This window comes from Alcaligenes endophyticus, from assembly GCF_026344035.1.
Lineage (GTDB): Bacteria > Pseudomonadota > Gammaproteobacteria > Burkholderiales > Burkholderiaceae_B > Alcaligenes > Alcaligenes endophyticus.
In genome coordinates this window covers 1-25752 of sequence record NZ_JAPKND010000011.1, presented here as the reverse complement: position 1 = coordinate 25752, position 25752 = coordinate 1, and the positions used below count along the sequence as shown (strand labels likewise).

Below are 25752 nucleotides of genomic sequence, written 5' to 3'. Positions count from 1 at the left end.
AGGTTAAAATAGACAGTACTTTTCATGAATACAAGCAATTGAAACGGTAAAAAACATTATGGCTGGTCATAGTAAATGGGCAAATATTCAGCACCGCAAGGGACGCCAAGACGCTAAGCGCGGCAAGCTGTGGACAAAAATCATACGTGAAGTCACTGTTGCTGCACGTGAGGCAGGTGCTGACCCTGAAAGCAATCCGCGCTTGCGCATGGCCTGGGATAAGGCCACAGCAGCAAATATGCCAAAAGATAATATCTTGCGGGCAATACAGCGAGGTGCTGGTGGCGGTGACGACAGCAATTACGAAGAAATTCGCTATGAAGGCTACGGAATCAACGGTGCCGCTGTCATCGTCGACTGTATGACTGACAACCGCCAACGCACGGTCTCTGACGTACGGCACGCGTTTACCAAAAACGGAGGCAACCTAGGCCTGGATGGATCAGTCGTTTTCCAATTTAATCACTGCGGCCAATTCCTATTTGCCCCCGGCACCTCTGAAGATCAAGTCATGGAGATTGCATTGGATGCAGGGGCAGAAGATATCTTGACCGACGAAGAAGGCTTAATCGAAGTCACTTGCCCGCCTGCGGCCTATACCGCACTCAAAATGGCCTTTGAAGCCGCCAACCTTGAGCCTGAGGTGCAGGGTGTGGTGATGAAAGCAATGAATGAAATCGAGCTTGCTGGCGACGACGCCATCAAAATGCAAAAACTACTCGATGCACTTGAAAGCCTAGATGACGTACAAGAGGTTTACACCACTGCCGTCATGGATGAATTCAATTAATTATTACTTAACCCCTGTGGCATTACGCCCTTTACTGTTATCACTATGAAGCTACTTGTCATCGGCAGCGGCGGCCGTGAACACGCCTTAGCCTGGCGTTTGGCCCAGTCCAACCGCGTGCAAACCGTCTATGTTGCACCCGGAAATGGCGGCACTGCCAACGCAGAACGGGTTCAAAATCTAGATATTACCGACATCCCTGCCTTGGTCGAATTCGCCACTCGCGAAAAAATCGGCTTTACTGTCGTAGGCCCTGAAGCACCTTTAGCGGCTGGAGTGGTAGATGCTTTTCGCCTAGCCGGACTAAAAATATTTGGTCCTACCCAAGCGGCGGCCCAACTCGAAAGCTCGAAGGATTACGCTAAAGCTTTCATGGTGCGACACAATATACCTACTGCTGCTTACCAAACCTTCACCGACGCGCAAGCCGCTAAAGACTATATCCGTCAACAAGGCGCGCCCATTGTGGTCAAAGCAGACGGCCTAGCAGCAGGTAAAGGTGTCATTGTCGCCACAACCCTTGAAGAAGCCCTGCAGGCCATCGACGACATTCTTGACGATGGCATGTTTGGTCAAGCCGGAGCGCGCGTAGTAGTGGAAGAATGCTTGGTTGGTGAGGAGGCTAGCTTTATCGTCATGTGCGATGGCAAGAACGTGCTCCCTATGGCAACTAGCCAAGACCACAAACGCCTGAAAGATCATGATCTTGGACCCAATACGGGTGGTATGGGTGCCTACTCGCCCGCTCCTATTGTTAGCCCCACTTTGCATAATCGGATCATGCGCGAGGTCATTCAGCCCACCATGAATGGAATGGCCAAAGAAGGCCTTCCATACTCCGGCTTTTTATATGCTGGCGTGATGATCGGCGATGGCCCTGACGCCACCCGCCCCATCAAGGTTCTGGAATACAACTGTCGCATGGGAGATCCAGAAACTCAGCCGATCATGATGCGAGTAAAAAGCGATTTGGTCGATGTGTTTGAGGCCGCTCTAGCAGGCCGCTTAGATCAAGCCACCATAGAATGGGACCGCCGCACGGCAATCGGCGTGGTACTTGCTGCCCATGGTTACCCCGAAAACCCACGCACTGGGGACACCATCACACAATTAGCCCAAGACACTACCGAATGCATTACTTTTCACGCGGGCACAAACATTCTGGATGGTAATCTACAAACCACGGGCGGACGCGTGCTTTGCGTCACAGCCATGTCTGACTCTATCCGCCGTGCCCAAGAAGCAGCCTATCGAGCCATTGCTCAGACCCACTTCGATGGCAAGCAATTTCGCACTGATATCGGCTGGCGTGCGATCCCCAACGCCGAAAGCTAAACCCCGCTCACACTGAACCCTACATGTCTTTACCTATTGATACCGCCCATCAGTTTTTCACTGGTTTACAAGCCGATATTATTTCTAAGCTGGAAAGCCTGGATGGCAGCCGCTTTCACTCTGACGCCTGGGAACGGGCCGAAGGAGGAGGAGGCCTGTCACGTTATCAAGAAGGCGGCGAGCTTTTTGAGCGAGCTGCCGTCTTGTTCAGCCATGTCAAAGGTATGCGCTTACCACCTTCGGCCAGCGCCCACCGCCCAGAATTGGCTGGCCGCCCTTGGGAAGCAATGGGCGTTTCATTGGTGATACATCCCCGTAATCCGCATATCCCCACCACCCACATGAATGTGCGCTTGTTCAGTGCCCAAGCTCAACATGCTGAACAAAATGATGTATTTTGGTTTGGGGGTGGGCTAGACCTCACGCCTTACTATGTGTTTGAAGAGGACGCCATCCACTTCCATGACACATGCAAGCAAGCGCTCGATCCTCACGGCAAGCAATACTACCCTGAATATAAAAAATGGTGTGACGAGTACTTTTACCTTAAGCACCGCGATGAAACGCGAGGCATAGGGGGTATCTTCTTTGATGACTTAAATACCCCAGACTTTGATCACTGCTTTGCTCTCACCCAAGACGTAGGGAGTAGTTTTATCAAAGCCTATGCCCCTATTGTTGAGCGGCGTATGAACTTGCCCTTTACACAGGCCCAGCGTGACTTTCAAGCCTATCGGCGCGGACGTTATGTGGAATTCAACCTCGTGTTTGATCGCGGCACCTTGTTTGGCTTGCAATCGGGTGGGCGAACGGAGTCCATTCTTCTGTCCATGCCTCCCCAAGCTCACTGGCGCTACAACTGGCAGGCTCCAAGCGGCTCACCTGAGGCCGAATTGACACAGTACTTACGTCCTAGAGACTGGTTAAAATAATGCGGATAGCTTTGCTAGGCGGCAGCTTTGACCCAGTACACAATGCACACTTAGCATTGGCCTTACAGGCAAAATCTCAATTACAAGCCGATCAAGTGCAACTAATTCCGGCCGCTCAGCCTTGGCAACGCCAAGCGCTGGGCGCTACACCTGATCAACGCCTCGCTATGCTACGGCTGGCCTTAGCAACGCACTCCGGCTTAGTAATCAATGATATTGAAATTCAACGTGGTGGCCCCACCTATACCTTAGATACGGTTCAAAACCTTCCTGCCGGACACGAATACTTTTGGCTTTTAGGCAGTGATCAGCTTAATAATTTCTGTACTTGGAAAAACTGGCAAGCCATTTTGCGCTACGTCAACTTAGCGGTTGCTCAACGGCCAGGCAGTGAACTAGCTGCGCCTAAAGCACTGCAGACATATTTATTGCAAGCCAATAAGAAACTGCAAATAATACAAATGGACGCGATGGCCATCTCCTCTACACAAATCCGTCAAAACATACAACAAGGTCTGGAGATCAACGACTACGTTCCCGACTCCGTACTGCGTTATATCCAACAACATAATCTGTACCTCAACACAGATTAAGCACAGCACTGTATAGTTCTTTTATGAATATAGAAAAAATGCAAAGCATCGTGATTGATGCTCTCGAAGATGTCAAAGCTCAAGACATCAAGGTGTTTAGCACCTCGCACTTAACTGGTCTATTTGACCGTGTCATTATTGCTAGTGGCACCTCGAATCGCCAAACTCGCTCCTTGGCCAATAGCGTCATCGATAAAGCCAAAGAGCATAAACTCGGCATACTCGCCCACGAGGGTGAAGAAACCGGCGAGTGGGTACTGGTTGATTTAGGTGACATTGTGGTGCACTGCATGCAGCCCACTATCCGCCACTATTACAACCTGGAAGAAATTTGGGGCGAACGCCCTGTCGACATACCTTTGCTACCCCAGTCCCGAGGCACAGTCCTAGGCAGCAGTTTCGAAAGCGATTTTCAAGACTAAGCCTATATCACCCCCACTTGACCTGCACTCCTGCAGGTCAAGTGCCTTTCTACTTTCTGCACATGAAAATTCATATTATTGCCGTAGGCCAACGCATGCCCGATTGGGTGCTGCAAGGATGGCAAGAGTACGCTCGCCGAATGCCGGCCGAGTGCAGTCTGGAAATACACGAAATCAAGGCCGAACCGCGCACCAGCGGAAAAACAGCTGCACAAATGATGCTCGCTGAAGCCAAACGAATCAGCGCTGCCATTCCTGCTCAAGCACATTGCATTGCCCTCGATGAGCGTGGTGTAGACCTGACTACTGTCAAATTATCCCAGCGTTTACAAAACTGGCGCGACCAATTTAAAGACGTTGCCATATTGATAGGCGGCCCCGACGGCTTAGATCCAGAATTAAAACGCACCTGTCCAGAAATGCTGAGACTATCCTCGCTCACCTTGCCGCATCCTATGGTAAGAATTCTGCTGGCGGAACAACTTTATCGAGCCTGGACAATTCTTACTGGGCATCCTTACCACCGCAGCTAAAAGCCACCATGATTCGCTTACTTGCTCCCCTGTATCTCGCCTCCGCTAGCCCCAGGCGCCATGACATTCTGAATCAAATGCAGGTACCGCATACGGTACTTAAGGTTCCTAGCCCTGAAGGTGAGGATGAGCCCCGGTTAGATGGGGAAAGCCCGCTGGACTACGTGAAACGAACTGCCGCCGATAAGTTAAGCCATGCCCTACATTGGCGTGACCAGCAAGCCCAGCTTGACCAGCATGCGGCCATACTAAGCGCCGATACGACTGTGGCACTGAACGAGACTATTCTGGGAAAACCCCTTGACACGGAACAAGCAGTACAATTTCTACAACAGTTATCTGGGCAAACTCATCAAGTCTTTACCGCTGTGTGCCTCGCTTATCAAGGGCGCGTCCATCACGCGCTAAGCATCAGTGAAATTGATTTTGCTGCGTTAACACATGAGCAAATTCACGCCTATTGCCACACTGGCGAACCAATGGGTAAAGCAGGTGCTTACGCTATTCAAGGTCAAGCGGGTATATTTGTGAGGCAATTACGAGGCAGCCACAGTGCTGTGGTGGGCTTACCTATGCATGAAACGTATCAACTGTTACAGCAAGCACACTTGCTACGTTGATAAAAATCAGAAAACGGCTCCAAGTAGAGCATCAATACATTTTTTAGTGAGAGTTGTATCGTGAAAATACGAGTTGTTATACACGCTAGCCAAGCTGATGCCTTAGAGCGCGCGCGTAACAATGCGCTGAATCTTCGCCAAGATTTGCCCGAGGCAGAAATACGCATTATTGCCAATGCCAAGGCCGTAGCCCAAGCTATTGAACAAGCTAAACCTGAGTGTGACCCTTACACCTTTTTATGCCCTAATACTCTGCGTGGCCTAGCGCTGCAAGCCCCAACCCCATTCCAGGTATTGGAGCAGGGCGCCATCACGGAACTTGTCCAGCTACAGCATGCAGGCTGGATATATATTCACGCCTGACAGGGCTAAGCCTTTATTCAAAGGCTTGTTGTGCCGCTTCTTCCGCCGATAAGCCTTCGTAATACATATCAGTAAACCACTCGGCCTCTTCTTCGATGTACTCTTGCGCTTGCTGGCGTGTTGCGCCGCCAGCCACAAGTAGTCCCTCCACCTCGATGCACCACTGAATTAGTGCTTCTTCATCGGGATCATACGTACTTTTTTTGCTCATGGTATATACCTTCGGTAGCGCCCAGGCTTGCTTAATGCAAGCCTATAATCAGCGAGTTTTAAAACCTAATTGCCGTAGTTTAGCTAGTATTTTATCGCCGTGCTCACCTTGGATTTCAATTATCCAGCCTTTTACCGTCCCTCCACTTCCACAGTAGTTTTTTAACGTCTTTGCGAGCTCTGCCAACTGCTCTGCCGTTACTTGCAAACCCTGTACAGTGGTCACGCCCTTGCCTTTTCTTCCCTTGGTTTCGTACCTCACCCAAGCACGGCCATCACTTGGAGGCGGTTTGGCTGCAACCGCTTGACACGTACAAGCCTCCAATGCCTGACGACAATTAGGACACGTACTGCCAAGCTCAGTGCTATAAACCAAGCCTGATAGCTGATCCGCTAACGAACGGGACTTTTTCATCTTTCATCTCTTAACAATTTTTTCAGTACCACTGCCCTGCCTTCACCCTAGTTTATGGCGAGCAAGGAGTGATCAAAGCTATAGCCATAAAAAAAGAGAAGCGATAAAGCCTCTCTTTTCTAGGTGGGACTATTCTTACATCAGCAAGCCCATGCCCATCATAAGCAAATCAGACATAGGCACTGGAACACCGTTAATATTAAGTGTACCGCCTTCGGCGCCACGATAAATAATGCGACTCTCCATACCGTCGTCGGTCATTTTCACTAAGCCCATAGCTTCCAAGCCAGAAGCCGCTTCGAAGACTTGATCAAGAGCCTCCATAACGGCGGGCAAATCAAACTCCTCGTCTGTCTGAGCCATTGCATTGATGACTTGCTCTAACATGGGGCGAGAAATTTGTACTGTGAGCTGCGCCTCTTCCAGCGCCTCATTCCAAGCCATTACATCAACAAGATCTGCCTGTTTAGTCGATGGAGCCTGTAGTTTTACTTCCAAGCCAAAATCAGTCTTGCCTGCTGAGTTAGCCCAAAGTACAGGAGCAATAGTGATACTAGGCTTACGCTCTAAAAGAGCATGTAAGTCGTTTAGTAATTGCTGCCTCTCGGCCTCGGACAGATTATCCAGATCAGGATCTGCTGAGAGTTGGTTGAGTACATCGGTGATATTTTTTACAGCAGGGGCATACCAATTACTCAGCGCGACGCCTATCTCTAGATTACCTATATCTTGATCGCTAACCTTGATGCTCTTGACGGCGTAGCGGGCCTGACCACTCAGCATTTCATTGATCGTAGCCGAATTGCCTGTGACTTCCAAGCCATGCAAAGATAGGTTTGCCTTTTCAGCGTTAATTTCCGCTTTTTCCAAAACGACCTTACCTAGCTGCTTGTCGTCAACGTATAACTGCCCCGTATAAGAGAAGTCGCCATATAACTTATTTAAGGTCATTTGAAATGGCTCATCTTCAATCGAGTCCAATATAAAATGATCAAAGTTAAATTTACCTGTATAGCTTTTAGCACTGCTATCTAGCTCAGTAATAAACTGTCCGCCACTAAAATCCATGGTGAACTCTTCTTGGGCTTTTTTGAATCCCAAAAATTCCACTGTGCTGTCCGCCTTACCAGACCAAGAAATTGTTGTGTCAGCATAGACAGGCGTTTTACCATCGGTAAACTCAAACCAGTCTTCCACCGTCGCATTTTTTTGCAACTCAAGGTGGGAGACGGCCATAGCCGGCACATAAGACCCAGCAGCAAAAGGGATGGGGCCATGAGCGATCGTATCGTTTAAGATAAACTCATACGTTTCTTGCTCACCCTGCGCACGTAATGACAAAACATAAGAAGCTGTGGCGGAAAAAATCGAACGGTTGTAGCTAGCTAGTTCAATTTTCAATTGTTCAAACTGAGTTTGAGCGCGCAAGTATTCGTTGGCAGTGTTAATCTGCGCCCGAATTGCATTTTCTGTCTTTGTGCCCACATACCAACTTGCACCGGTATAGGCAGCAGCCAGAGCGACGACTAGAGTCAGTACGCCTGTGCTTTTCTTCATTACATTACCCCTAGAAATAAACCTCAAAAGCGGTTTGCCTGTGTAGTAGGCGACATGAAACCTAAAAGCAAATCAAAAATTTACTCTCTTGCTCATCAACCACATATACATTACTACCCAACATTATCTCACAGGCATCACACTGGTTTTTTGATAAAATTTGTAAAGTAGTGAAGTTCAAATAGCTTCTTCAGCACAAAAAAGAAAAACTCTTAAGAAAACACAAAGTTTGTGCGGCGGTGTTTCTATGCATCGCAAATTATTGTTACCATTACCCTCAATCCACCTAGCTATACAAAAGAAAGGTAGCTTTATGTTTTTCGCTCGCTCTAAGTCTCTTACCGCCCTGCTAATACTCAGTGTCATGCCCTGCGCAGCCCTAGCTCAAAACACCACCATTGGAGTAGGTCTTGGCTTTCTTCCCAAATACGAAGGTTCCAACCAATATGGCACACGCTTTAGTCCTCTATTAAAACATCGCAATGGGCATTTCTTTTTAAGTCCGCGCTCGGGCATGCCAGCCGCTGGTGTGCAAACCGAACTGACAGAAAACTGGACTATAGGCAGTTTCGTCTCTTTATCACAGGCTCGTAAGTCCGGTGACTCAGCACGCCTACATGGTATGCATGACATCAGCCGTCACGGCAACCTAGGGGTATTTACAGCGCTACAGCTAGGCGATGTAGTGCTCGACGCCAGTTATTACCAAGCGCTAAAAAGTGGTTACGGGAGTAACTTCACCGCAGATATCAGCTATAAACTGTGGCAAGAGGGTGCCAGCCAGTTGCGTGTAGGAACCGAATTAAAATGGTCCAATAAAAAAGCCATGCAAACATACTTCGGGGTTGAACCCAACGAAGCAGCCGCCAGTAACGGCAACCTACACACTTATCAAGCCAGTGCTGGCATGCGCTCGTACTCTGTTTATGGTCTGGCCACTCATCAGCTCAGCGACAGTTGGCATGTACACGGCCTAGTAGGAGTCAATAATCTTACTAGTGATGCTAAAAACAGCCCAATTGTTGAGAAAAAAAGTAGTGTATTTGGTGGACTGGGGCTAGGCTACAGTTTCTAAATAGTAGGAACCTAGTCCATAAAGATACATAGGCGCTATTTTCTAGCGTCTAATACCTTCATCAGTTCGGCCACATCGCTTCCGCCTATTCCCATTCGGTGCGCCCGACAATATTGTTGTTGCGCGGCATGACTAACTGGCATAGCAGTGTGGCTTTGCTGCGCTAGGCTAGCGACGGTATTTAAATCTTTAAGCATGGTGTCTAAGCTAGCTTTAGTATCTTGCGTGCCTTGGGTCATACGAGGCACAAACAACTGGAGTAATACCGAGTCTGCCCACCCGCCTTTCAGGGCTTGGTTCAAGCGCTCTGCCGCAACCCCATTGTCTTGGGCCAAACTAATGGCCTCAGCAATGGCATTTAGCGTCGTAGCGACGATAGTTTGGTTACATAGCTTAGTAACTTGCCCAGCGCCATTTGCGCCCATATGCGTAATTTGACTCGCGTAGGCATGTAACGTTGGCTTTATAATTTCTAAGGCTAACTCGTCGCCCCCGACCATAATCGCTAAGGTACCATTTTCAGCCCCTATAGTACCCCCTGATACGGGTGCGTCTAGCCAATACACCTGTCGTTGCTCCCACAGACGCTCAGCCATATCGCGGGTTGCCTCAGGAATGATGGAAGAGTGGTCTACCACGATACGCAAAGCCCCCTTTACAGTAGCTAAGCCGCTTTCCCCAAACACGACATCGTGCACTGCTTGCGTATCATAAACGCACAACAACACGTGCTCACAATGTTGCGCAAGTTCTGCCGGGGTACTGACCCACTTTGCACCTAAGGTCAATAAAGCCTGCGCTTTATCCGCCGTACGGTTCCATACATAGACCTCATGGCCGGCAGCTAATAAGCGTGCCACCATAGGTTGCCCCATCAGACCCAAACCACAGAAGCCTACCCTCATGCACTGTCCCCTTATGGGATGCTCATAGACAAGTAATCGATGAGCATCACCCTATTATTTTATCCTTTATTATTACTCTCGATTTTACGTGAGAGTTCACGTGGTAACGGAAACGAAATTGTCTCTTCTACCCCTTCGAGTGGCCGCACACGCTGCACACCTAGCTCTTTCAGACGCTGTATAACTTGCTCAACCAACACCTCAGGAGCCGATGCGCCCGCCGTCACACCAATACGTTTTTTCCCCTCTAGCCAAGACGGATCTATTTGTTCTGGGCTATCAAGCAGATACGCCGCTGCACCTTTACGTTCTGCCACTTCTCGTAAACGGTTGGAGTTCGAACTATTGGGACTACCCACTACTAACACCAAGTCGCACTGAGGAGCCATAAACTTCACTGCATCCTGACGATTCTGTGTGGCATAGCAAATATCACTTTTTTTCGGCTCAACGATGGCAGGAAAACGCGCGCGCAAAGCCTCAGCCACCAGTTGTGCATCATCAACCGATAATGTCGTTTGCGTCACAAAAGCCAGCTTATCGGGATTTGTCACGGTCAAGTTTGCCACGTCTTCAGGTGTTTCCACCAAGTACATGCCCCCGTCGGCCTGCCCTAAAGTGCCTTCCACCTCGGGGTGGCCTTGATGGCCAATCATGATGATCTCACGCCCATCCGCCCGCATACGTGTCACTTCTATATGCACCTTTGTTACCAAAGGGCACGTCGCGTCAAAGACTCGCAGGCCACGCTGTTCTGCGTCGGCTCGAACCTCACGCGAAACGCCATGCGCCGAAAACACGACGATCGCGCCGGTTGGAGCCTCATCGAGCTGGGCAATAAAAATGGCCCCTTTATTACGCAAATCCTCGACCACATAACGGTTATGCACAATTTCATGGCGCACGTAAATAGGCGCGCCGTGCAATTCTAAAGCACGCTCCACGATATCGATGGCCCTATCTACCCCAGCACAGAAACCACGTGGCTGCGCCAAGACGACCTCAGTAAGGTCTGCCGTTTCAAGGTGAGACATTACAAAATCCCTAAAATATAAACTTCAACTTTCAAATCAGCGCCTGCCAGAGGATGATTAAAATCCAATAACGCAGACTGCTCATCGAGTTCTTTCAAGACCCCAGAGTAACGCCCACCGTCAGGCGTATGGAATTCAATCATTTCACCCGCCTCAAACTGCTCACCTTCAGGAGCATGTGTCGCCAAAGCCTTGCGCGTAACCCGTTGCAAGAGGTCTGGATTACGGGCGCCATAGGCTTGCTCGCAGGGTAAAACAAACTCAAACTGTTCCTGCTCGGCGCGTCCTAATAATGGCTGCTCCATCCCGGGCGACCACTGCCCCACGCCTAATTGCAAGGTGGCAGGACGTTCCGTAAACGTATCAGTAAAAACAGAGCCTGCTGCTGGGCCAGTCAGGATCTCGATGCGGTAATGTAATGTCAGGTAGGAGTCCGGACGGACAATTACCTTCTCGGGGCTAGTAGGCGCGTTCAAAATCTATCACCATAAGTAAACGTTAAACTCTATTTTACGCCAGATTACTCTATGTCTGCCCGTTCCCCCCATGATGCGCGTCCGCGTGAGCGTTTACTCAGTCACTCGGCCTCCGTCCTTACCACTGCTGAATTACTCGGCATTATTTTGCGTACTGGTCTACCAGGTTGCGATGCTGTTCAACTAGGACAACGTCTGCTTGATCATTGCCAAGGCATTCAAGGCCTACTGACCGCTGACGCCCACACACTGCGTAGCATTCCCGGAGTGGGCGCAGCAAAATGTTGCGAAATTCTAGCCATCGCTGAACTGCATCGACGAGTCAATCTTGAGGCCATGAAAGATAAGGTGCTATTGAACCGGCCCGAACTTGTCAAAAACTACTGTATCGCCTATCTGGGCCCCTTAGCCATCGAACACTGTCTGGCGCTTTATCTCGACACCCAGTTCCAACTACTGAGTACCGAAGAGGTCGCCAAAGGCACCTTAAACCAAGCCTCAGTCTACCCGCGCGAAATCGCCAAAGCGGCGATACGACATCACGCTGCGGCGATTATCCTTGCCCACAATCACCCTTCTGGCCTGTGCATTCCTAGCCAATCAGACCTACGCCTTACCCAGCATCTTAAACAGGCGCTTGCTCTCATCGACGTACAACTTGTCGATCACCTTATCATTACCCGGCAACAGGCCTATTCTATGGCTGAGCATAAGCAAATATAAACCAATGCACTTTCCCCACCCACTTAACAATGGCGCAAAAATGCCGCAATAAATGCCCCTAAAGACGTCAGCACGCTATTTTTCTTGGTAAACACGGAAGTCAATGCTAAACTTTTGCGATTAACCGGATACGTGGCAGAGCTGCCTTTTTATTTTTCTGCTGGCGATCCTTATTTCAAGTTACAGGAACACATCATGAAAGCAGGCATACACCCAGAATACCGTGAAGTGGTATTTTTGGATCAACAAACTGGCAACAGCTTTATCAGTCGCTCCACTTTACAGACTCGTGAAACCATCGAGAAAGACGGCGTTACCTACCCGCTTTTCAAGTGTGATGTCACTTCCGAGTCCCACCCTTTCTACACTGGTGCACAAACACGCATCGTAGAAACCGGCCGCGTTGAGAAGTTCCGCGCCCGCTTTGCTCGCACTGCAGGTACCGTTCGCCGCGGCGAATAATACGTCGGTATTGAGCAAAAAAAGGCGGCTATTAAGCTGCCTTTTTTTATACCTGTAACGGTATCAATGCATCTATTTCAGTTCTTTATTTTCCCTCTGCCACTTGCTGTTGACCACAATCAGGCATACTGCTGGTTTAACAAGCAATAAGGCTGATTTGCTTTAAGATATAGCTGTTTTTAGTCTTAATAAACCAGACGTGCCTCCAAACACCCTATTTTCTACTCCAGCAAGACTCACTGCGCCTGCAGCCGTCAAGCTACCAAGACAAATCCTTGTGCTAACCGGGCTAATTTATATCCTGGCAGGCCTATTTTTCCGCGATCCATGGAAAACGGATGATGTCGTCAGTTTGGCAACCATGCTTACTGCCATCAATGATGGCTCATTAAAGGCATGGCTGCTCCCGCAGGTAGGTCATCTTGCCTATGCCGAGGCTGGACCTTTCACCACGTGGATTGGAGCCCTCAGCATCAGCCTGCTCGCTCCCGTATTTACTCTGTTCACCAGTGAGCTAAACGCTGCCATTATTGCCTCGCGCATGCCCAATCTACTGTGGTTTGGCTTGTTATGTGTAGGGTTATGGCGGGCTTCCTATTGGCTCGGAAGACGTCCCGAAGCCCAGCCCGTACGCCTACCCTTTGGAGGCGAGCCCTCTATTACCGATTATGGGCGCATGATCGCTGATGCCACGCTGTTACTTACACTGGCAACCGTAGGCATCATTTGGCGCATGCATGAGACCTCCGAGGTCCCGGCGCTGATTGGCTTCCAAGCAATCGTTATCTATAGCCTAGTACGTATGTTTCAACGCCCTGGCTCGGGGGCCGCTTTACTGGGCCTCACGTTAGGGGTGTGCTTTTTAACGCGTGGCATAGTGGGCGCTAGCCCCATATTATTGGCTAGCGTGCTATCTATAGCCTTCGTACAACCATTACAAAAACACGCTAAATGGCTAGCGCTAAGCTTGGCTATCGCCACTGCTATCGTCATGGCATGGTGGATTCCTGCCCAACGAATAGGCCCTTACTGGACACAGCAATGGCTGTTATGGAATCTTCAATCCGTTGCTTGGGTCGGCTTTGCCGCTTTGCTGAACTCTTTACGCGACTTAGCCTGGTTTCTATGGCCCACTTGGCCACTAACCTTACTAGCCATATGGCAATGGAGAGCCTGGGTACGCGCCCCCCACCTGCTCTTACCATTAATATTTTTAGGCTCCAGCTTTAGCAGTCTTCTTTTTATACAAGGCTCTTTTGAGCCCGAGTACTCCTTACTGGTCTTGCCTTGTGCTTTATTAGGTGCATTTGCTTTACCCACTTTGCGCCGGGGCATTGTCAATGCCCTAGACTGGTTTGCAATCATGTGTTTTTCGCTCACTGCCGCTACCGTCTGGTTAGGCTGGATAGCGCAACAAACTGGTTGGCCTAGCAAAATTGCTCATAACATTGCCCGTCAAACTCAAGGTTACGATACCTTTATCTCTATTCCTGCCATTCTCATCGCACTCGTAGGAACCGCCGCCTGGATTCTACTCGTACGCTGGCGCTTGTCGGTTCGACCGGCAGGCTTACTACGGGGTACAGTATTATCTGCTGGTGGTCTTATTACCACCTGGCTCTTGTTAGTCACTTTATGGATGCCTTCTTTAGATTATGTACGCAGCTATCGCAGCGTGTCGGCTGACTTAGCCCAAGCGCTACGCACCCATCAGCAAGCCGGTGAATGCTTACGTGCTGAAGGGGTAGGGTCTGGTCAACGAGCCTCCTTTCTCGTCTTTGAGCAAATCAACTTAAGTTTTGACCGACGTTGCTCTTTAGTTTTACAGCAAGTCTCCCTGCGCGACCTACAACGCCAACAAGTAGCCCCTCTCGCTGCCAACGCTGACATCCTATGGCAGGGCAAACGTGAAGCGGACCGTCACGAAGCCTTTTTATTGATACGCCTACCTAAGCCTCACTAGTTTTATGTTTTCTTCCGCGCTGTTGTCGCCGATAGCATGGCGTCAGGCTAGCAAAATCCTACACCAAGCCTGGCCAGTATTATTAGGCTCTTGGGCCAGCATTATTTTTGGTGTGCTGGATACCGCAATGACTGGCCACGCCAGTGCGGCAGACTTGCAAGCGATGGGCTTGGGAGTATCAATTTACATCACCGTATTTATTGGTCTTATGGGGGTTTTACACGCCTTAATTCCCATTCTTGCCCAAAGTTACGGCGCACATCACAACCTTGAGGTTGGGCGCATGTGGGGGCAAGGAGTCTGGCTATCCTTGTTTTTAACCGCGCTCGGCAGTATTGCTTTGCTCTTCCCGGACCTCTGGTTAAGCGCATCGGGACAATTAGAGCCTGAAGTACATGACAAAATCGTGATGTACCTTCGTAGCCTTATCTTAGCCCTGCCTGCCGCGCTAATTTTCCGCACTATCTACGCTTTAGGCACCGCCGTGTCAAGGCCAAAAATGGTCATGCTCATCAACTTAGCCAGCGTATTGTTTAAGGCTTTGCTCAATTGGCTACTGATTTTCGGCAAGTGGGGCTTACCCGCCATGGGAGCGGTAGGCTCAGGCTTAGCCACCACCATTGTTTCCTGGCTCATGCTGATCGCAGGCATTATTTTATTAAAGCGCGACTCCTTTTTTCAACGCTTCAAACTGCAACTAGGCCGCCCGCTGTGGCGTGACCAAAAAGAGCTCTTACGCTTAGGCATCCCCATGGGCGGCTCTTATCTTATCGAAATCTTTGCTTTTACCTTCATGGCACTACTGGTAGCCCGTGAAGGTAAGTTTGTATCCGGTGGCCACCAAATTATGGCTAATCTGGCGGCAGTTTCCTTTATGATTCCAATGGCAATAGGAGTCGCCACTGCCTCCATCACTGCTCAGGCTATCGGAGCGGGTCAATTACACCGTGCTCGTATCACGGGTAATTATGGAGTGGTAATTGTATTTTTATTCGCCTGCCTCACCGCTGGTTTATTGCTGGCCACTCGAGGCACTTTAGCGCAACTGTACAGCAATGACATAGAGGTAGTGGTGATGGCTCTTGCCCTGCTACAGCTGCTGCCTTTATTTCATTTCTGTGATGCCCTGCAGTGCGTCGTCACCTACATATTGCGCGCATATAAAATTGCTTTTATCCCGATGCTTATGCAAATTATTGCCTTAAGCGGGGTGGGTTTGGGGGGCGGCTGGTGGCTGGGCTTTGGGCCGGGCAAAGGCCAGCTCGATAACTTCCTTTTACGTCTATCCCCCAATATGCCTTCTGGTGCAGGCAGCATGTGGTTGATGTCCAGCTCAGGGTTAGGCCTATCCGCGGTGCTATTGCTGCTTTGGTATACACATGTTTTGCGAACCTATCCTAAATCAAAGCGGCGTATAAACCTACCTGATCCGGATGCTCCCTTAAGCTGAACCTCGGTATATGTAATCTCGCCGCCACGGATAAGACAGATCAGACGGATAATCCAACTCGTCTTTACGCCCAGCCACTTGAGGCTGAGCCAATACCTGATGCAGCGCTATCCACCCGTGCTCAAAGCCCATGGCGCACCCGGCTAAATACACTCGATACGCACGCAACGACTTCATACCTTGCTCAGAGTTTAATGTTGCGGCTGCTTCAGCCAGCTTTTCCTCCAATGCATCACTCCAAGCCCAAAGCGTACGGGCATAATGAGGACGCAGATTTTCAACATCTAGCTCTTCTAGCCCCCCTTCCGCCAGATGCCGCAACACATGACTGATATGCGTAAGCTCCCCCCCTGGAAAAATATATTTTTCAATAAAGTCTCCCATTCCTGCGCCCAACTGAGGATTATCCACACCACCAGAAGTAATGCCGTGATTTAGAATCAAACCGCCCGGCCTCACTAAGCGACCAAGCTTCGCAAAATAAGCGCTTAGTTGCGCTCTGCCCACGTGCTCAAACATTCCTACTGATGCTAGCTTGTCATAGGCCTGATGCTCATCCAAATCACGGTAATCCATCAGTTCCATACGTGCGCGCCCTTGCAAACCTTTATCGATAATTAAACGGTTCACATACGCATGTTGATTTTCAGACAACGTAATGCCGGTAACGTGCACATCGTAATGCTCGGCTGCCCAGATTAGTAACCCGCCCCAGCCAGCACCTACATCTAGAAAACGGTCGCCGCTTTGCAAACGTAGCTTACGACATAGGAGGTCTAACTTGGCTTCTTGGGCTTGAGCCAGGTTCATTTCTGGTTCACGGTAGTACGCACATGAATACACCCGTTTAGGATCTAGCCATAAAGCATAGAAATCATCCGACAAATCATAGTGAAAACGAATTTGCTCAGCATCTTTTTGCTGCGTATGACGCCACACAGACGTTAAGTGCGCAATGAGCGAGGTTAACCATCCCGCCCGCGCAGCCTCAACGGGTGATCCAGGCAAGACATCACTCGCTAGCTGCATGAGATCGCGCATTGAACCCTCGAAATCTAGCCCCCCTTCGACGTACGCTTGCCCCAGTAATCCCGACTGCCCTGCCGCCAACTGTGCAAGGGTTGCATTATCTTTAATTATTAAATGCACGCGGGCATCACTGCTACCCACCGTTTCGCCACTTGGCAAAGTTACTTGAGTTGGAACGGAAAGCTGCTCCAACTTGGCTTGTAGTGCTGAAGATATAGAACTCAACTTGGCCTCCTTTGTACGCAAAACAAAGATGCTCAAACACTGCGCTCTTGACCTGATATCAGAGCGGCCAGGCCCTGAACATCCACATGCTAAAATCGTTGGTATAAGCTGAATATCAATTTATCACTGAAAGTGGCGTAGTTCTATGCCACCCCGTCTCAGCCCTACCTCCACAACAACAATACTGCAAAAACGCAACATGCTGCAAAACACCCCTTTTCCACGCTGGCTCATACTTTTAGGATTACTCACGGCTATCGGCCCTCTCGCCATAGATATGTATCTACCCGCCTTTTCGGCCATAGCCATGGGCTTACAAACCGAACCGGGGCTGGTAGAGCGTACTCTTGCGAGCTATTTATTGGGCTTAGCGCTTGCTCAGCTATTTTATGGCCCCGTGGCAGACCGTTTTGGGCGCAAACCACCGCTTATCCTAGGGCTGGTTATTTTCACTCTTGCTTCGTTCATGTGTGCCCAATCCAATAGCATTGAGCACCTCAGTTTCTGGCGTATTGTTCAAGCATTTGGTGGCGCGGCTGGCATGGCGATCCCCCGCGCCGTAATACGTGATCGACTAAACACTCGTGAATCGGCACGAGCCATGTCCTTGCTCATGCTGATCATGGGAGTGATGCCTATCTTAGCGCCGCTGATCGGAGCACAGGTCTTGCTGTTTAGCGACTGGCGCGGTATTTTTAGTGTCATGGTGTTTACTGGCGGGGCGCTATTACTGGCCACAGTGCTTTCTCTACAAGAGTCTATGCCAAAAGAAAAGGCGCTCCCTCTGAAACCCAGCCATATCGCCAATAACTACCTAAGCTTGCTGCAACACCGTAGTTTTATGTGTTTTTCTCTAGCTGGAGGCATCGCCTCGGCAGGCATGTTCGCTTATATAGCCGGATCGCCACGCGTCTTTATCCACTTATTTGAAATAAACCCCCAACACTTTGGTTTTTACTTCGGTGCCAACGCCGCCGCCTTGATTTTCACGTCACAAGTTAGCGCCTATTTATTAAAGTACTACGCCCCCGAAAAGCTGCTCCGCGTGGCGCAAAATGTACAAATTATTTTCGTGCTCGCTGGCGTCATGCTCACGCTTAGCGGCGCCCTCACTTTGACTACTCTCATGATAGTCTTGCTGGGCTTCATGGCCTGCCAAGGCTTCATTAACCCTAATGCCGCTGCCCTCGCCCTCTCGGCGCAAGGCAAACGCCTTGGCACTGCATCTGCCTTAATGGGCACTTTACAGATGCTAGCTGGTGCCTTAGCCGGGCTAGCAGTAAGCAGTTGGCACAGCAATAGTGCCCTCCCTTTAACCACTGTACTGGCCGTATGTGTCAGCCTATCGTGGTTCTTTGGCCGCAAAGCGCTTAAAATTCAAGTAGAAAACTTGCCCTAATGGGTTCTGCCGTATTAGAATAGCTTTCTTTGCGGTTCAAATCAGTGAATCTGCAGCAGAAAATAATTTACCAACTTTTTACTATTGGCCACACCGCATTCGGCCTTACTACTTCCGATTGCCAAGTACAAATTCCCCTAGCTGGGAGGCCGATTTCAGATTTCTAAGGGGTATGACCATGGCACGCGTATGCCAAGTTACCGGAAAAGGCCCAATAACGGGCAATAATGTTTCGCACGCCAACAATAAAACCAAGCGCCGCTTCCTGCCTAATCTGCAATCGCGTCGCTTCTGGGTTGAAAGCGAAAGCCGCTGGGTTCGCCTGCGTGTATCCGCCAACGCTATCCGCACAATCGATAAAAACGGAATTGACACCGTTTTAGCAGAAATGCGTGCTCGCGGCGAACGCGTCTAAATCGCGTTCCTTTTAAACATTTAAGCAGGAGCTCATCATGGCAAAAGGTATCCGCGAAAAAATCAAACTGGAATCCAGTGCTGGTACAGGTCACTTCTACACAACGACCAAAAACAAGCGCAACACTCCAGAAAAAATGGTGATCAAAAAGTTTGATCCCGTTGTTCGCAAGCACGTTGAATACAAAGAAACCAAATTACGTTGATTTGTATTGCTGTGCAGGCACGAATAGCCTGACGGCCAACAGGCCGATCTAAAAAGCCCTGCTCTTTATGCAGGGTTTTTTTTTGCTTTCTAGCACACCAGCATCCTCTATCTGATACAAGGCCCTGACCATAATGTCATTGCCCCGTATAATCAGATGATCTTCTATTTAATAACTTCTATCACTCAAGCCATCCCATGCAGGAACGTTATAGCCACAGCGAAGTCGAACAGCTTGCTCAACAAGATTGGGCAGCACGTGATGTGTACCGCGCACAAGAAAACCTGACCGCTGCCGACGGCAGCCTCAAGCCTAAATATTATGCATGTTCCATGCTGCCCTATCCAAGCGGCAAGCTACATATGGGACACGTCCGCAACTACACCATCAATGACATGATGGCGCGACAATTACGTATGCGCGGCTACAACGTTCTTATGCCTATGGGCTGGGATGCCTTTGGCATGCCCGCTGAAAACGCGGCAATCAAATCACAAGTGCCGCCTGCCAAATGGACCTACGATAACATCGCCTACATGAAGCGGCAGATGCAAGCCATGGGTTTAGCAATAGACTGGTCACGCGAAATGTGTGCCTGCGATCCTAAGTACTACAAATGGAATCAATGGCTATTTTTAAAGATGCTGGACAAAGGCATTGCCTACCGCAAAACGCAAACTGTAAACTGGGACCCGGTTGACCAAACCGTACTGGCGAACGAGCAAGTGATTGATGGGCGCGGCTGGCGCTCAGGTGCTTTAGTAGAAAAACGCGAAATCCCTGGCTACTACCTGCGCATTACTGATTACGCCGAAGAGCTACTCGATACGGTGAAAAACGGCTTACCTGGGTGGCCTGAGCGTGTGCGTCTCATGCAGGAAAATTGGATAGGAAAAAGCCAAGGTGTACGCTTTGCCTTCCCCCACGACATCCACAATGCCCAAGGTGAACTCATACAAGACGGACAATTGTTTGTCTTTACCACCCGCATCGATACAATTATGGGCGTCACTTTTTGTGCGGTGGCTCCCGAGCACCCCCTAGCTCAACATGCCGCCCAACAAAACCCTGCGTTAAGCGACTTCATTGAAGAATGTAAAAAGGGAGGCACTACCGAAGCCGACCTGGCCGCACGCGAAAAAGAAGGCATGCCTACTGGGCTGACTGTACGTCACCCGCTAACCGGTGCTGATGTAGAGGTATGGGTAGGCAACTATGTGCTCATGAGCTACGGTGACGGTGCCGTCATGGGAGTGCCGGCCCATGATGAGCGCGACTTCGCTTTCGCGCTTAAATATGACCTACCAATACAACAAGTCATCGCCGTAGAAGATAAAAACTACGACACTACGGTTTGGCAAGATTGGTATGGCGATAAACAACAGGGCAAAACAATTAATTCGGGCAAGTACGATGGTCTGACACATACCGAAGCGGTTGACGCCATTGCTGCTGACTTGCAAGCTGCCAATCTAGGCGAAAAGCAAACTACCTACCGTCTGCGCGATTGGGGTATTTCGCGTCAACGTTACTGGGGCACACCTATTCCCATCATCCACTGCCCAGACTGTGGACCGGTGCCCGTGCCAGAAAAAGATCTGCCTGTTATCTTGCCTGAAGAGCTCATCCCTGATGGCAGCGGTAACCCTTTAAATAAACACGCTGAGTTTCTCAACGTAGATTGCCCAAGCTGCGGTAAAGCGGCCCAACGCGAAACCGATACCATGGACACCTTTGTGGACTCCTCATGGTATTTCTTGCGCTATGCCGCTCCTAATAACGACACAGCCATGGTCGATGCCCGCACCGACTACTGGATGCCTATGGATCAATACATAGGCGGTATCGAACACGCCGTACTGCATTTACTGTATGCACGCTTCTGGACCAAGGTCATGCGTGATATGGGCTTGATAAAAGTAGACGAGCCATTCACCAAGCTTCTTTGTCAAGGCATGGTATTGAACCATATTTACTCTCGTCGCACTCCACAAGGAGGCATAGAGTATTTCTGGCCTGAAGACGTAGATAATGAGTACGATGAAAAAGGGGCCATTATCGGCGCGCGCCTAAAATCCGATGGATCACAGATTCAATACGGTGGCATAGGCACTATGTCAAAGTCCAAAAATAATGGGCTCGATCCGCAAACCTTGATCGACACCATGGGGGCCGACACAGCTCGTTTATTTATCATGTTTGCTAGTCCGCCCGAGCAAACTCTAGAGTGGTCTGACTCAGGGGTAGAGGGTGCCAACCGCTTCTTACGCCGTCTCTGGGCTTTCTGCCATCAAAAGGCAGACGACTTAAAAGTAGGCATGCAACAAGCTCAGAACTGGTCAGAGCTTGATGCCGAGGCTAAACGCGTACGTCTGGAAGTTCACGGCTTACTCAAACAGGCCGATTACGACTATCAACGGATTCACTACAATACCGTGGTATCTTCGTGCATGAAAATGTTGAATACGTTGGAGTCCGCCAAATGGGCTGATACCCCTGCCTCTCACGCGGCTCTGGCAGAAACCACATCCATTTTACTGCGGGTACTCTATCCGGTCGTCCCCCACATTAGTTGGCACTTATGGCGCGAACTAGGCTGGGCTGACCAACATGGCGATATGCTTGACGCTAGCTGGCCCTTAGTGGATGAGCAAGCGCTCATCGCAGACGAGGTCGAGCTTATGCTACAGGTTAACGGCAAATTGCGCGGCTCCTTATGTGTGGCACACGGAGCGAGTAAAGAAAGCATAGAGCAACTGGCCGCTGAACATAAGTCTGTACAGAAGTTCTTAGAAGGGCGCGCCCCCAAGCGCATCATTGTCGTTCCCGGCAAACTTGTTAACGTTGTAGGTTAGTATGCACCCAGCCCAGCGCAGTTTATCTTGTTCAATCAGCCTTCATCGTAACCATTTACGGTGGGCTCTTGTGGCTGCGCTGCTGGCTGTGATCAGCCTGCTTAGTGCATGTGGCTTTCACTTAAAAGGTGTGTCACCACTGCCTTTTCACACCATTTATACCAACATTAGCGATAACACCGCCTTTGGAGCCCAATTACGTCGTTCGCTGCGGGCTAGCTCACCTAATTTACGTTTCGTCTCAGAACCACGCCAAGCTCAAGTGCAACTCAACCAGCTTCTGTACGACAGACAGCAACGTGAAATCTCTATTGATGCTAAGGGTTTAGTCGAAGAGTACGAGCTTACCTTAAATTATCAGTTCAGCCTTAGCGATCGGGATGGGAACGAAATTCTCCCTCCTACCATGCTCACTACTATTCGCGAAGTTCCTTATGATCCCTATGCGATACAGGCTAAAGAAAGTGAAATAACACTCATCTTCCAAGATATGGAAATGTCATTAGTCAACCGCATCGTACGTCAACTGAGCTCACCAGATGTTATCTCCGCCTATCATTACGCGCTAGACCATCAAGACTCTGACAATGAATTACAAGAGTATTTACCTGCGCGCGATTTGCCTTGAGTTTGCTTATGAAACGCAAGCTAGATCATGAACACCTGATACAAGAGCTACAAAATCCTCAGCTCGCAAGCTTAGCGCCCCTCTATGTCATTAGTGGCGATGAGCCTTTGCTGCTTGTAGAGGCCTGCGATGCTCTGCGTGCAGCGGCAACAAGACTCTCATATCTTGAACGACAGCGCTTCACTCTGGACGCGCGATCTGACTGGTCAGCCGTACTAGGCAGCACGCAAAACGTATCATTATTTGGCGACAAACGTCTTGTTGACCTGTCTTTACCCGGAGGAAAACCGGGTAAGATAGGCGCCGATACGCTAATACAACTGGCCAATATGGCGGCGCAGAATCAACTTATCGATACCACCGTCATTCTTCAACTACCGCGCATAGACCGTGCGACAAAAAACACCAAATGGTGTCAAGCCCTAGAGCAGGCTGCTTGCTGGACAGAAGTGGCCACGGTAGGGCGCCCTGCCCTCGCCCATTGGATTGCTCAGCGCCTCACACGCCAAGCACAAAGCTTAGAATCACCTAGTTTAGAATGGATGAGCGATAAAGTAGAAGGCAACTTATTAGCAGCCTTCCAGGAAATACAAAAACTAGCACTTATCTACCCGCCAGGCCCTATCAGCCAAGAGCAACTCGAACATGCTGTACTAAATGTAGCGCGCTATAGTATTTTTGACTTACGCGATGCCATGATGAGCGGTCAAGCCGCCAGAACCCTAAACATATTAGATGGCTTACAAGCTGAAGGGGAAACCCCGATTTTAGTGCTCTGGGCCATAGGTGAGGAAGTTCGTCTGTTAGCTAGGCTGGCCCAAGCACAAGCAAAACGCCAAGACATCAGCGGCTTGCTACGCCAATTTCGCGTTTTTGGCCCTCGCGAACAATTGTTACGGCGCGCCTTGCAGAACATACCTGTCTCCGCTTGGTACCCCGCCATACAACACTTGCACGACTTGGATAAACTGATCAAAGGCTTAAAGCCTGATGGAAAACTCGCTGATCCATGGGAGGAGTTGCGTAGGTTAAGCTTGCGCATTGCTGTCCTCACCCAAGGCCGTGCCAAGGCCGCTTAACTACTCTATTAGCAACTACTCCCCTAAAGAAGGTTTTGTTGCGATAATCAATTCTGTCTTAACAGAGTGCCCGACATGAAGCCTATATCTACGACTACTACTGCTACTGCCTCAACCGAAACTCAAGACCTAACGCAATTGATGCAGCAATTAGGTCAACAAGCCACAGCAGCTGCTAGGCAATTGCGCAGCGCCTCAGGGAAAGCAAAAGCACTTGCCTTGCGTCTCATGGCCGATGCCCTAACAGAACAAAAAACCATATTACAAACGGCCAACGAGCTAGACCTGCAAGCCGCCCGCGCAAAAAACCTAGAGCCTGCCATGTTAGAGCGTCTGGCCTTATCTGATAAAGCTATTGCCACAATGGCTGCCGGTTTGCGTCAAATTGCTGATATGGATGACCCCGTCGGGCAAGTCAGTCAAACACGTAGTCGTCCCAACGGAATGCAGGTCGCTCAAATGCGTGTTCCATTAGGGGTGATTGGGATTATTTACGAATCCCGCCCCAATGTCACTATTGATGCCGCGGCGCTTTGCTTGAAATCAGGTAATGCCACCATATTGCGAGGAGGCAGTGAAGCGATACACTCCAACCTCGCCTTAGCCGCCATCATCAGCCAATGCTTAGCTAAAGCAGGCCTACCCGAACACGCTGTGCAAGTCGTACCAAGCACCGATCGTGCGGCAGTTGGTTTGCTAGTCACCATGACAGACTACGTCGATGTTATCGTGCCTCGTGGGGGGAAAAGCCTCATTGAACGTCTCAGTCAAGAGGCCACTGTACCCCTGATAAAACACCTAGATGGAAACTGCCACGTATATGTGGATCAGCATGCCGAACTAGACAAAGCCCATGCCATCACCCTCAACGCCAAAACCTATCGCTACGGCATCTGTGGAACCATGGAAACTTTACTGGTGCATCATCAAATTGCTCCAGCATTCTTACCTGCTGTGGCGCAAGCCTTGCAAGCAAAAGGCGTCGAATTGCGTGGTTGTGAGCGTAGCCAAGCCTTGGTTGAGTATATACAGCCTGCTAGCCAAGAAGATTGGGAAACCGAGTATCTAGCACCGATTCTAGCCATACGTATCGTCGACGATATCCATCAAGCCATAGAACATATAGGTCTCTATAGCTCGCAACATACCGAAGCGATTGTCACCGAAAACCTAAGCGCTGCGCGTCAATTTCAAATTGAGGTCGACTCCAGTTCTGTCATGGTTAACTTACCCACCTGCTTTGCCGATGGCTTTGAGTATGGACTAGGTGCTGAAATTGGCATTTCCACCAATCGCTTGCATGCTCGCGGCCCGGTTGGCCTAGAGGGGCTAACCACCTACAAGTGGGTGCTGCAAGGCGACGGACAGCTACGCGGAGAAGCCTGATGCTGTGGCTAAAAACCATACATATTTTAATGGTAACCTCTTGGTTTGCTGGCCTTTTTTACTTGCCACGTATTTATGTCAACCTAGCCCAAACCCAAGACTCTGGCAGCTACAGCACCTTGCTAGGTATGGCAGCTCGCCTCTACCGATTCATGGCGCCTCTTGCCATCCTCACCCTAGCCACAGGACTAGGCTTGTGGCTTTATTACGGCATAGGGCGCGGACAACTATGGATGCATGCAAAATTACTGCTCGTCCTAGCTTTATTTGCTTATCATGGTGTTTGTGGCCGCTACCTGCGCCACTTCACCCAAAATACGAATACTCGTACCCACCTCTTTTTCCGCTGGTTCAATGAATTTCCGGTGCTGGTGCTGTTGCTGGTCCTCATTCTAGTAGTGGTCAAACCTTTTTAATATCAGTTCATGTCAGACCAAAAAGAACGTAAAACGCTTAGCCTCAGCAAGAAGGCCGCTACCCAACGACCACGCCCGGCAGATCGCACTCAACGATCCGGAGCCCGTGCTCGTGTTGTAATTCAGAATGAAAAACAACAGAATAAAGGGCAAGGTAGCACCACAGAACGAATTAGCTACAAACCAAAAACCGAGACTGGCTTTGGACAGCGGGATAAACCCCGTTTTGAACGTCGTGAGGGCGATGCTCCCCGACG

28 protein-coding genes and 1 pseudogene are annotated in these 25752 nt (G+C 49.8%); 22 read left to right on the top strand and 7 right to left on the bottom strand.

Going from position 1 to position 25752, the window contains the following annotated elements; genetic code table 11:
* Positions 1-58 precede the first annotated feature (58 nt).
* The 8 genes from OSH01_RS15605 (at position 59) to OSH01_RS15570 (ending at position 5588) form a co-directional block, all read left to right on the top strand.
* On the top strand, positions 59-790 hold the full coding sequence (locus OSH01_RS15605; RefSeq protein ID WP_266125060.1) for a YebC/PmpR family DNA-binding transcriptional regulator: 732 nt from the start codon (positions 59-61) through the stop codon (positions 788-790).
* 45 nt (positions 791-835) lie between these two features.
* Complete coding sequence (gene purD, locus OSH01_RS15600) at positions 836-2125, top strand: phosphoribosylamine--glycine ligase (protein ID WP_266125059.1); 1290 nt, start codon at positions 836-838, stop codon at positions 2123-2125.
* Positions 2126-2148: 23 nt separating this feature from the next.
* Positions 2149-3057, top strand: a complete 909-nt coding sequence (gene hemF, locus OSH01_RS15595; protein ID WP_266125058.1) for an oxygen-dependent coproporphyrinogen oxidase — start codon at positions 2149-2151, stop codon at positions 3055-3057.
* The gene (nadD, locus tag OSH01_RS15590) at positions 3057-3650 is read left to right on the top strand and encodes a nicotinate (nicotinamide) nucleotide adenylyltransferase (protein ID WP_376918090.1); all 594 of its coding nucleotides are present in this window, start codon (positions 3057-3059) and stop codon (positions 3648-3650) included. The genes hemF and nadD overlap by 1 nt, the downstream gene beginning before the upstream one ends.
* Before the next feature lie 23 nt (positions 3651-3673).
* Entirely contained in the window at positions 3674-4072 is a 399-nt protein-coding gene (gene rsfS / locus OSH01_RS15585; RefSeq protein WP_266125057.1) for a ribosome silencing factor, read from the top strand.
* Between the two features lie 62 nt (positions 4073-4134).
* Entirely contained in the window at positions 4135-4605 is a 471-nt protein-coding gene (rlmH, locus tag OSH01_RS15580; RefSeq protein ID WP_266125056.1) for a 23S rRNA (pseudouridine(1915)-N(3))-methyltransferase RlmH, read from the top strand.
* Between the two features lie 8 nt (positions 4606-4613).
* Entirely contained in the window at positions 4614-5225 is a 612-nt protein-coding gene (locus tag OSH01_RS15575) for a Maf family protein (RefSeq protein WP_266125055.1), read from the top strand.
* Between the two features lie 60 nt (positions 5226-5285).
* Positions 5286-5588: a DsrE family protein gene (locus OSH01_RS15570; protein ID WP_266125054.1), complete on the top strand. Its 303-nt coding sequence runs from the start codon at positions 5286-5288 to the stop codon at positions 5586-5588.
* 13 nt (positions 5589-5601) lie between these two features.
* On the opposite strand, the gene OSH01_RS15565 is transcribed toward OSH01_RS15570, so the two are convergent.
* From OSH01_RS15565 to OSH01_RS15555, 3 genes are all read right to left on the bottom strand, one after another.
* A complete protein-coding gene (locus tag OSH01_RS15565; RefSeq protein ID WP_266125053.1) occupies positions 5602-5799 on the bottom strand; it encodes a hypothetical protein in 198 nt (65 codons plus the stop codon).
* A 48-nt stretch (positions 5800-5847) separates the two neighbouring features.
* Entirely contained in the window at positions 5848-6213 is a 366-nt protein-coding gene (locus OSH01_RS15560) for an SUI1 family translation initiation factor (protein ID WP_266125052.1), read from the bottom strand.
* A gap of 135 nt (positions 6214-6348) precedes the next feature.
* Complete coding sequence (locus OSH01_RS15555; RefSeq protein WP_266125051.1) at positions 6349-7770, bottom strand: YdgA family protein; 1422 nt, start codon at positions 7768-7770, stop codon at positions 6349-6351.
* A 313-nt stretch (positions 7771-8083) separates the two neighbouring features.
* Here OSH01_RS15555 and OSH01_RS15550 point away from each other — a divergent pair, with 313 nt between their 5' ends.
* Positions 8084-8845 (top strand): MipA/OmpV family protein, encoded by a 762-nt coding sequence (locus OSH01_RS15550; RefSeq protein WP_266125050.1) that lies wholly within the window; start codon positions 8084-8086, stop codon positions 8843-8845.
* 35 nt (positions 8846-8880) lie between these two features.
* Here OSH01_RS15550 and OSH01_RS15545 read toward each other — a convergent pair whose 3' ends face one another.
* From OSH01_RS15545 to OSH01_RS15535, 3 genes are read right to left on the bottom strand one after another with little or no spacing between them, the layout of a single operon-like run.
* A complete protein-coding gene (locus OSH01_RS15545) occupies positions 8881-9750 on the bottom strand; it encodes an NAD(P)-dependent oxidoreductase (RefSeq protein WP_266125049.1) in 870 nt (289 codons plus the stop codon).
* A gap of 59 nt (positions 9751-9809) precedes the next feature.
* Positions 9810-10784 carry a 4-hydroxy-3-methylbut-2-enyl diphosphate reductase gene (ispH, locus tag OSH01_RS15540; RefSeq protein WP_266125048.1) on the bottom strand — a complete coding sequence of 325 codons (975 nt, stop codon included), beginning with the start codon at positions 10782-10784 and terminating at the stop codon, positions 9810-9812.
* Positions 10784-11260 (bottom strand): FKBP-type peptidyl-prolyl cis-trans isomerase, encoded by a 477-nt coding sequence (locus OSH01_RS15535; protein WP_266125047.1) that lies wholly within the window; start codon positions 11258-11260, stop codon positions 10784-10786. The genes ispH and OSH01_RS15535 overlap by 1 nt, the downstream gene beginning before the upstream one ends.
* Before the next feature lie 51 nt (positions 11261-11311).
* On the opposite strand from OSH01_RS15535, the gene radC reads away from it, so the two are divergent.
* From radC to OSH01_RS15515, 4 genes are all read left to right on the top strand, one after another.
* Positions 11312-11983, top strand: coding sequence for a RadC family protein (gene radC, locus OSH01_RS15530; RefSeq protein WP_266125046.1), 672 nt, complete (start codon positions 11312-11314; stop codon positions 11981-11983).
* 195 nt (positions 11984-12178) lie between these two features.
* Positions 12179-12445, top strand: coding sequence for a type B 50S ribosomal protein L31 (locus OSH01_RS15525; protein ID WP_266125045.1), 267 nt, complete (start codon positions 12179-12181; stop codon positions 12443-12445).
* Between the two features lie 199 nt (positions 12446-12644).
* A complete protein-coding gene (locus tag OSH01_RS15520) occupies positions 12645-14408 on the top strand; it encodes an ArnT family glycosyltransferase (RefSeq protein ID WP_266125044.1) in 1764 nt (587 codons plus the stop codon).
* Positions 14409-14412: 4 nt separating this feature from the next.
* A complete protein-coding gene (locus OSH01_RS15515) occupies positions 14413-15858 on the top strand; it encodes an MATE family efflux transporter (protein WP_266125043.1) in 1446 nt (481 codons plus the stop codon).
* Here the strand turns inward: OSH01_RS15515 and OSH01_RS15510 are convergent.
* Positions 15850-17112 (bottom strand): class I SAM-dependent methyltransferase, encoded by a 1263-nt coding sequence (locus tag OSH01_RS15510; RefSeq protein ID WP_266125042.1) that lies wholly within the window; start codon positions 17110-17112, stop codon positions 15850-15852. The genes OSH01_RS15515 and OSH01_RS15510 overlap by 9 nt on opposite strands.
* Positions 17113-17311: 199 nt before the next feature.
* On the opposite strand from OSH01_RS15510, the gene OSH01_RS15505 reads away from it, so the two are divergent.
* From OSH01_RS15505 to OSH01_RS15465, 9 genes and pseudogenes are all read left to right on the top strand, one after another.
* Positions 17312-18511 carry a Bcr/CflA family multidrug efflux MFS transporter gene (locus OSH01_RS15505; protein ID WP_266125137.1) on the top strand — a complete coding sequence of 400 codons (1200 nt, stop codon included), beginning with the start codon at positions 17312-17314 and terminating at the stop codon, positions 18509-18511.
* Between the two features lie 178 nt (positions 18512-18689).
* Positions 18690-18926 (top strand): 50S ribosomal protein L28, encoded by a 237-nt coding sequence (gene rpmB, locus OSH01_RS15500; protein WP_266125041.1) that lies wholly within the window; start codon positions 18690-18692, stop codon positions 18924-18926.
* Between the two features lie 37 nt (positions 18927-18963).
* Positions 18964-19131, top strand: a complete 168-nt coding sequence (gene rpmG / locus OSH01_RS15495) for a 50S ribosomal protein L33 (RefSeq protein ID WP_266125040.1) — start codon at positions 18964-18966, stop codon at positions 19129-19131.
* Positions 19132-19328: 197 nt separating this feature from the next.
* Entirely contained in the window at positions 19329-21986 is a 2658-nt protein-coding gene (leuS, locus tag OSH01_RS15490) for a leucine--tRNA ligase (RefSeq protein WP_266125039.1), read from the top strand.
* Between the two features lie 70 nt (positions 21987-22056).
* Positions 22057-22614, top strand: a complete 558-nt coding sequence (locus tag OSH01_RS15485; protein ID WP_266125038.1) for an LPS-assembly lipoprotein LptE — start codon at positions 22057-22059, stop codon at positions 22612-22614.
* Positions 22615-22622: 8 nt separating this feature from the next.
* On the top strand, positions 22623-23693 hold the full coding sequence (gene holA, locus OSH01_RS15480) for a DNA polymerase III subunit delta (RefSeq protein ID WP_266125037.1): 1071 nt from the start codon (positions 22623-22625) through the stop codon (positions 23691-23693).
* A 75-nt stretch (positions 23694-23768) separates the two neighbouring features.
* Positions 23769-25079 carry a glutamate-5-semialdehyde dehydrogenase gene (locus OSH01_RS15475; protein WP_266125036.1) on the top strand — a complete coding sequence of 437 codons (1311 nt, stop codon included), beginning with the start codon at positions 23769-23771 and terminating at the stop codon, positions 25077-25079.
* A complete protein-coding gene (locus OSH01_RS15470; protein WP_266125035.1) occupies positions 25079-25495 on the top strand; it encodes a CopD family protein in 417 nt (138 codons plus the stop codon). Before OSH01_RS15475 ends, OSH01_RS15470 begins: the two co-directional genes overlap by 1 nt.
* Before the next feature lie 9 nt (positions 25496-25504).
* A pseudogene (locus tag OSH01_RS15465) lies at positions 25505-25752 on the top strand (hypothetical protein); the annotation flags it as partial.

What these genes read in the sequence shown, in the direction of transcription:
- rpmG (WP_266125040.1), top strand. Translation starts at nt 18,964, where the DNA reads ATGGCAAAAGGTATCCGCGAAAAAATCAAACTGGAATCCAGTGCTGGT.
- OSH01_RS15545 (WP_266125049.1), bottom strand. Translation starts at nt 9,750, where the DNA reads ATGAGGGTAGGCTTCTGTGGTTTGGGTCTGATGGGGCAACCTATGGTG.
- OSH01_RS15560 (WP_266125052.1), bottom strand. Translation starts at nt 6,213, where the DNA reads ATGAAAAAGTCCCGTTCGTTAGCGGATCAGCTATCAGGCTTGGTTTAT.
- hemF (WP_266125058.1), top strand. Translation starts at nt 2,149, where the DNA reads ATGTCTTTACCTATTGATACCGCCCATCAGTTTTTCACTGGTTTACAA.
- OSH01_RS15575 (WP_266125055.1), top strand. Translation starts at nt 4,614, where the DNA reads ATGATTCGCTTACTTGCTCCCCTGTATCTCGCCTCCGCTAGCCCCAGG.
- OSH01_RS15470 (WP_266125035.1), top strand. Translation starts at nt 25,079, where the DNA reads ATGCTGTGGCTAAAAACCATACATATTTTAATGGTAACCTCTTGGTTT.
- rsfS (WP_266125057.1), top strand. Translation starts at nt 3,674, where the DNA reads ATGAATATAGAAAAAATGCAAAGCATCGTGATTGATGCTCTCGAAGAT.
- OSH01_RS15565 (WP_266125053.1), bottom strand. Translation starts at nt 5,799, where the DNA reads ATGAGCAAAAAAAGTACGTATGATCCCGATGAAGAAGCACTAATTCAG.
- purD (WP_266125059.1), top strand. Translation starts at nt 836, where the DNA reads ATGAAGCTACTTGTCATCGGCAGCGGCGGCCGTGAACACGCCTTAGCC.
- OSH01_RS15525 (WP_266125045.1), top strand. Translation starts at nt 12,179, where the DNA reads ATGAAAGCAGGCATACACCCAGAATACCGTGAAGTGGTATTTTTGGAT.
- radC (WP_266125046.1), top strand. Translation starts at nt 11,312, where the DNA reads ATGTCTGCCCGTTCCCCCCATGATGCGCGTCCGCGTGAGCGTTTACTC.
- leuS (WP_266125039.1), top strand. Translation starts at nt 19,329, where the DNA reads ATGCAGGAACGTTATAGCCACAGCGAAGTCGAACAGCTTGCTCAACAA.
- holA (WP_266125037.1), top strand. Translation starts at nt 22,623, where the DNA reads ATGAAACGCAAGCTAGATCATGAACACCTGATACAAGAGCTACAAAAT.
- rpmB (WP_266125041.1), top strand. Translation starts at nt 18,690, where the DNA reads ATGGCACGCGTATGCCAAGTTACCGGAAAAGGCCCAATAACGGGCAAT.
- OSH01_RS15505 (WP_266125137.1), top strand. Translation starts at nt 17,312, where the DNA reads ATGCTGCAAAACACCCCTTTTCCACGCTGGCTCATACTTTTAGGATTA.
- ispH (WP_266125048.1), bottom strand. Translation starts at nt 10,784, where the DNA reads ATGTCTCACCTTGAAACGGCAGACCTTACTGAGGTCGTCTTGGCGCAG.
- rlmH (WP_266125056.1), top strand. Translation starts at nt 4,135, where the DNA reads ATGAAAATTCATATTATTGCCGTAGGCCAACGCATGCCCGATTGGGTG.
- OSH01_RS15515 (WP_266125043.1), top strand. Translation starts at nt 14,413, where the DNA reads ATGTTTTCTTCCGCGCTGTTGTCGCCGATAGCATGGCGTCAGGCTAGC.
- nadD (WP_376918090.1), top strand. Translation starts at nt 3,057, where the DNA reads ATGCGGATAGCTTTGCTAGGCGGCAGCTTTGACCCAGTACACAATGCA.
- OSH01_RS15475 (WP_266125036.1), top strand. Translation starts at nt 23,769, where the DNA reads ATGAAGCCTATATCTACGACTACTACTGCTACTGCCTCAACCGAAACT.
- OSH01_RS15555 (WP_266125051.1), bottom strand. Translation starts at nt 7,770, where the DNA reads ATGAAGAAAAGCACAGGCGTACTGACTCTAGTCGTCGCTCTGGCTGCT.
- OSH01_RS15550 (WP_266125050.1), top strand. Translation starts at nt 8,084, where the DNA reads ATGTTTTTCGCTCGCTCTAAGTCTCTTACCGCCCTGCTAATACTCAGT.
- OSH01_RS15605 (WP_266125060.1), top strand. Translation starts at nt 59, where the DNA reads ATGGCTGGTCATAGTAAATGGGCAAATATTCAGCACCGCAAGGGACGC.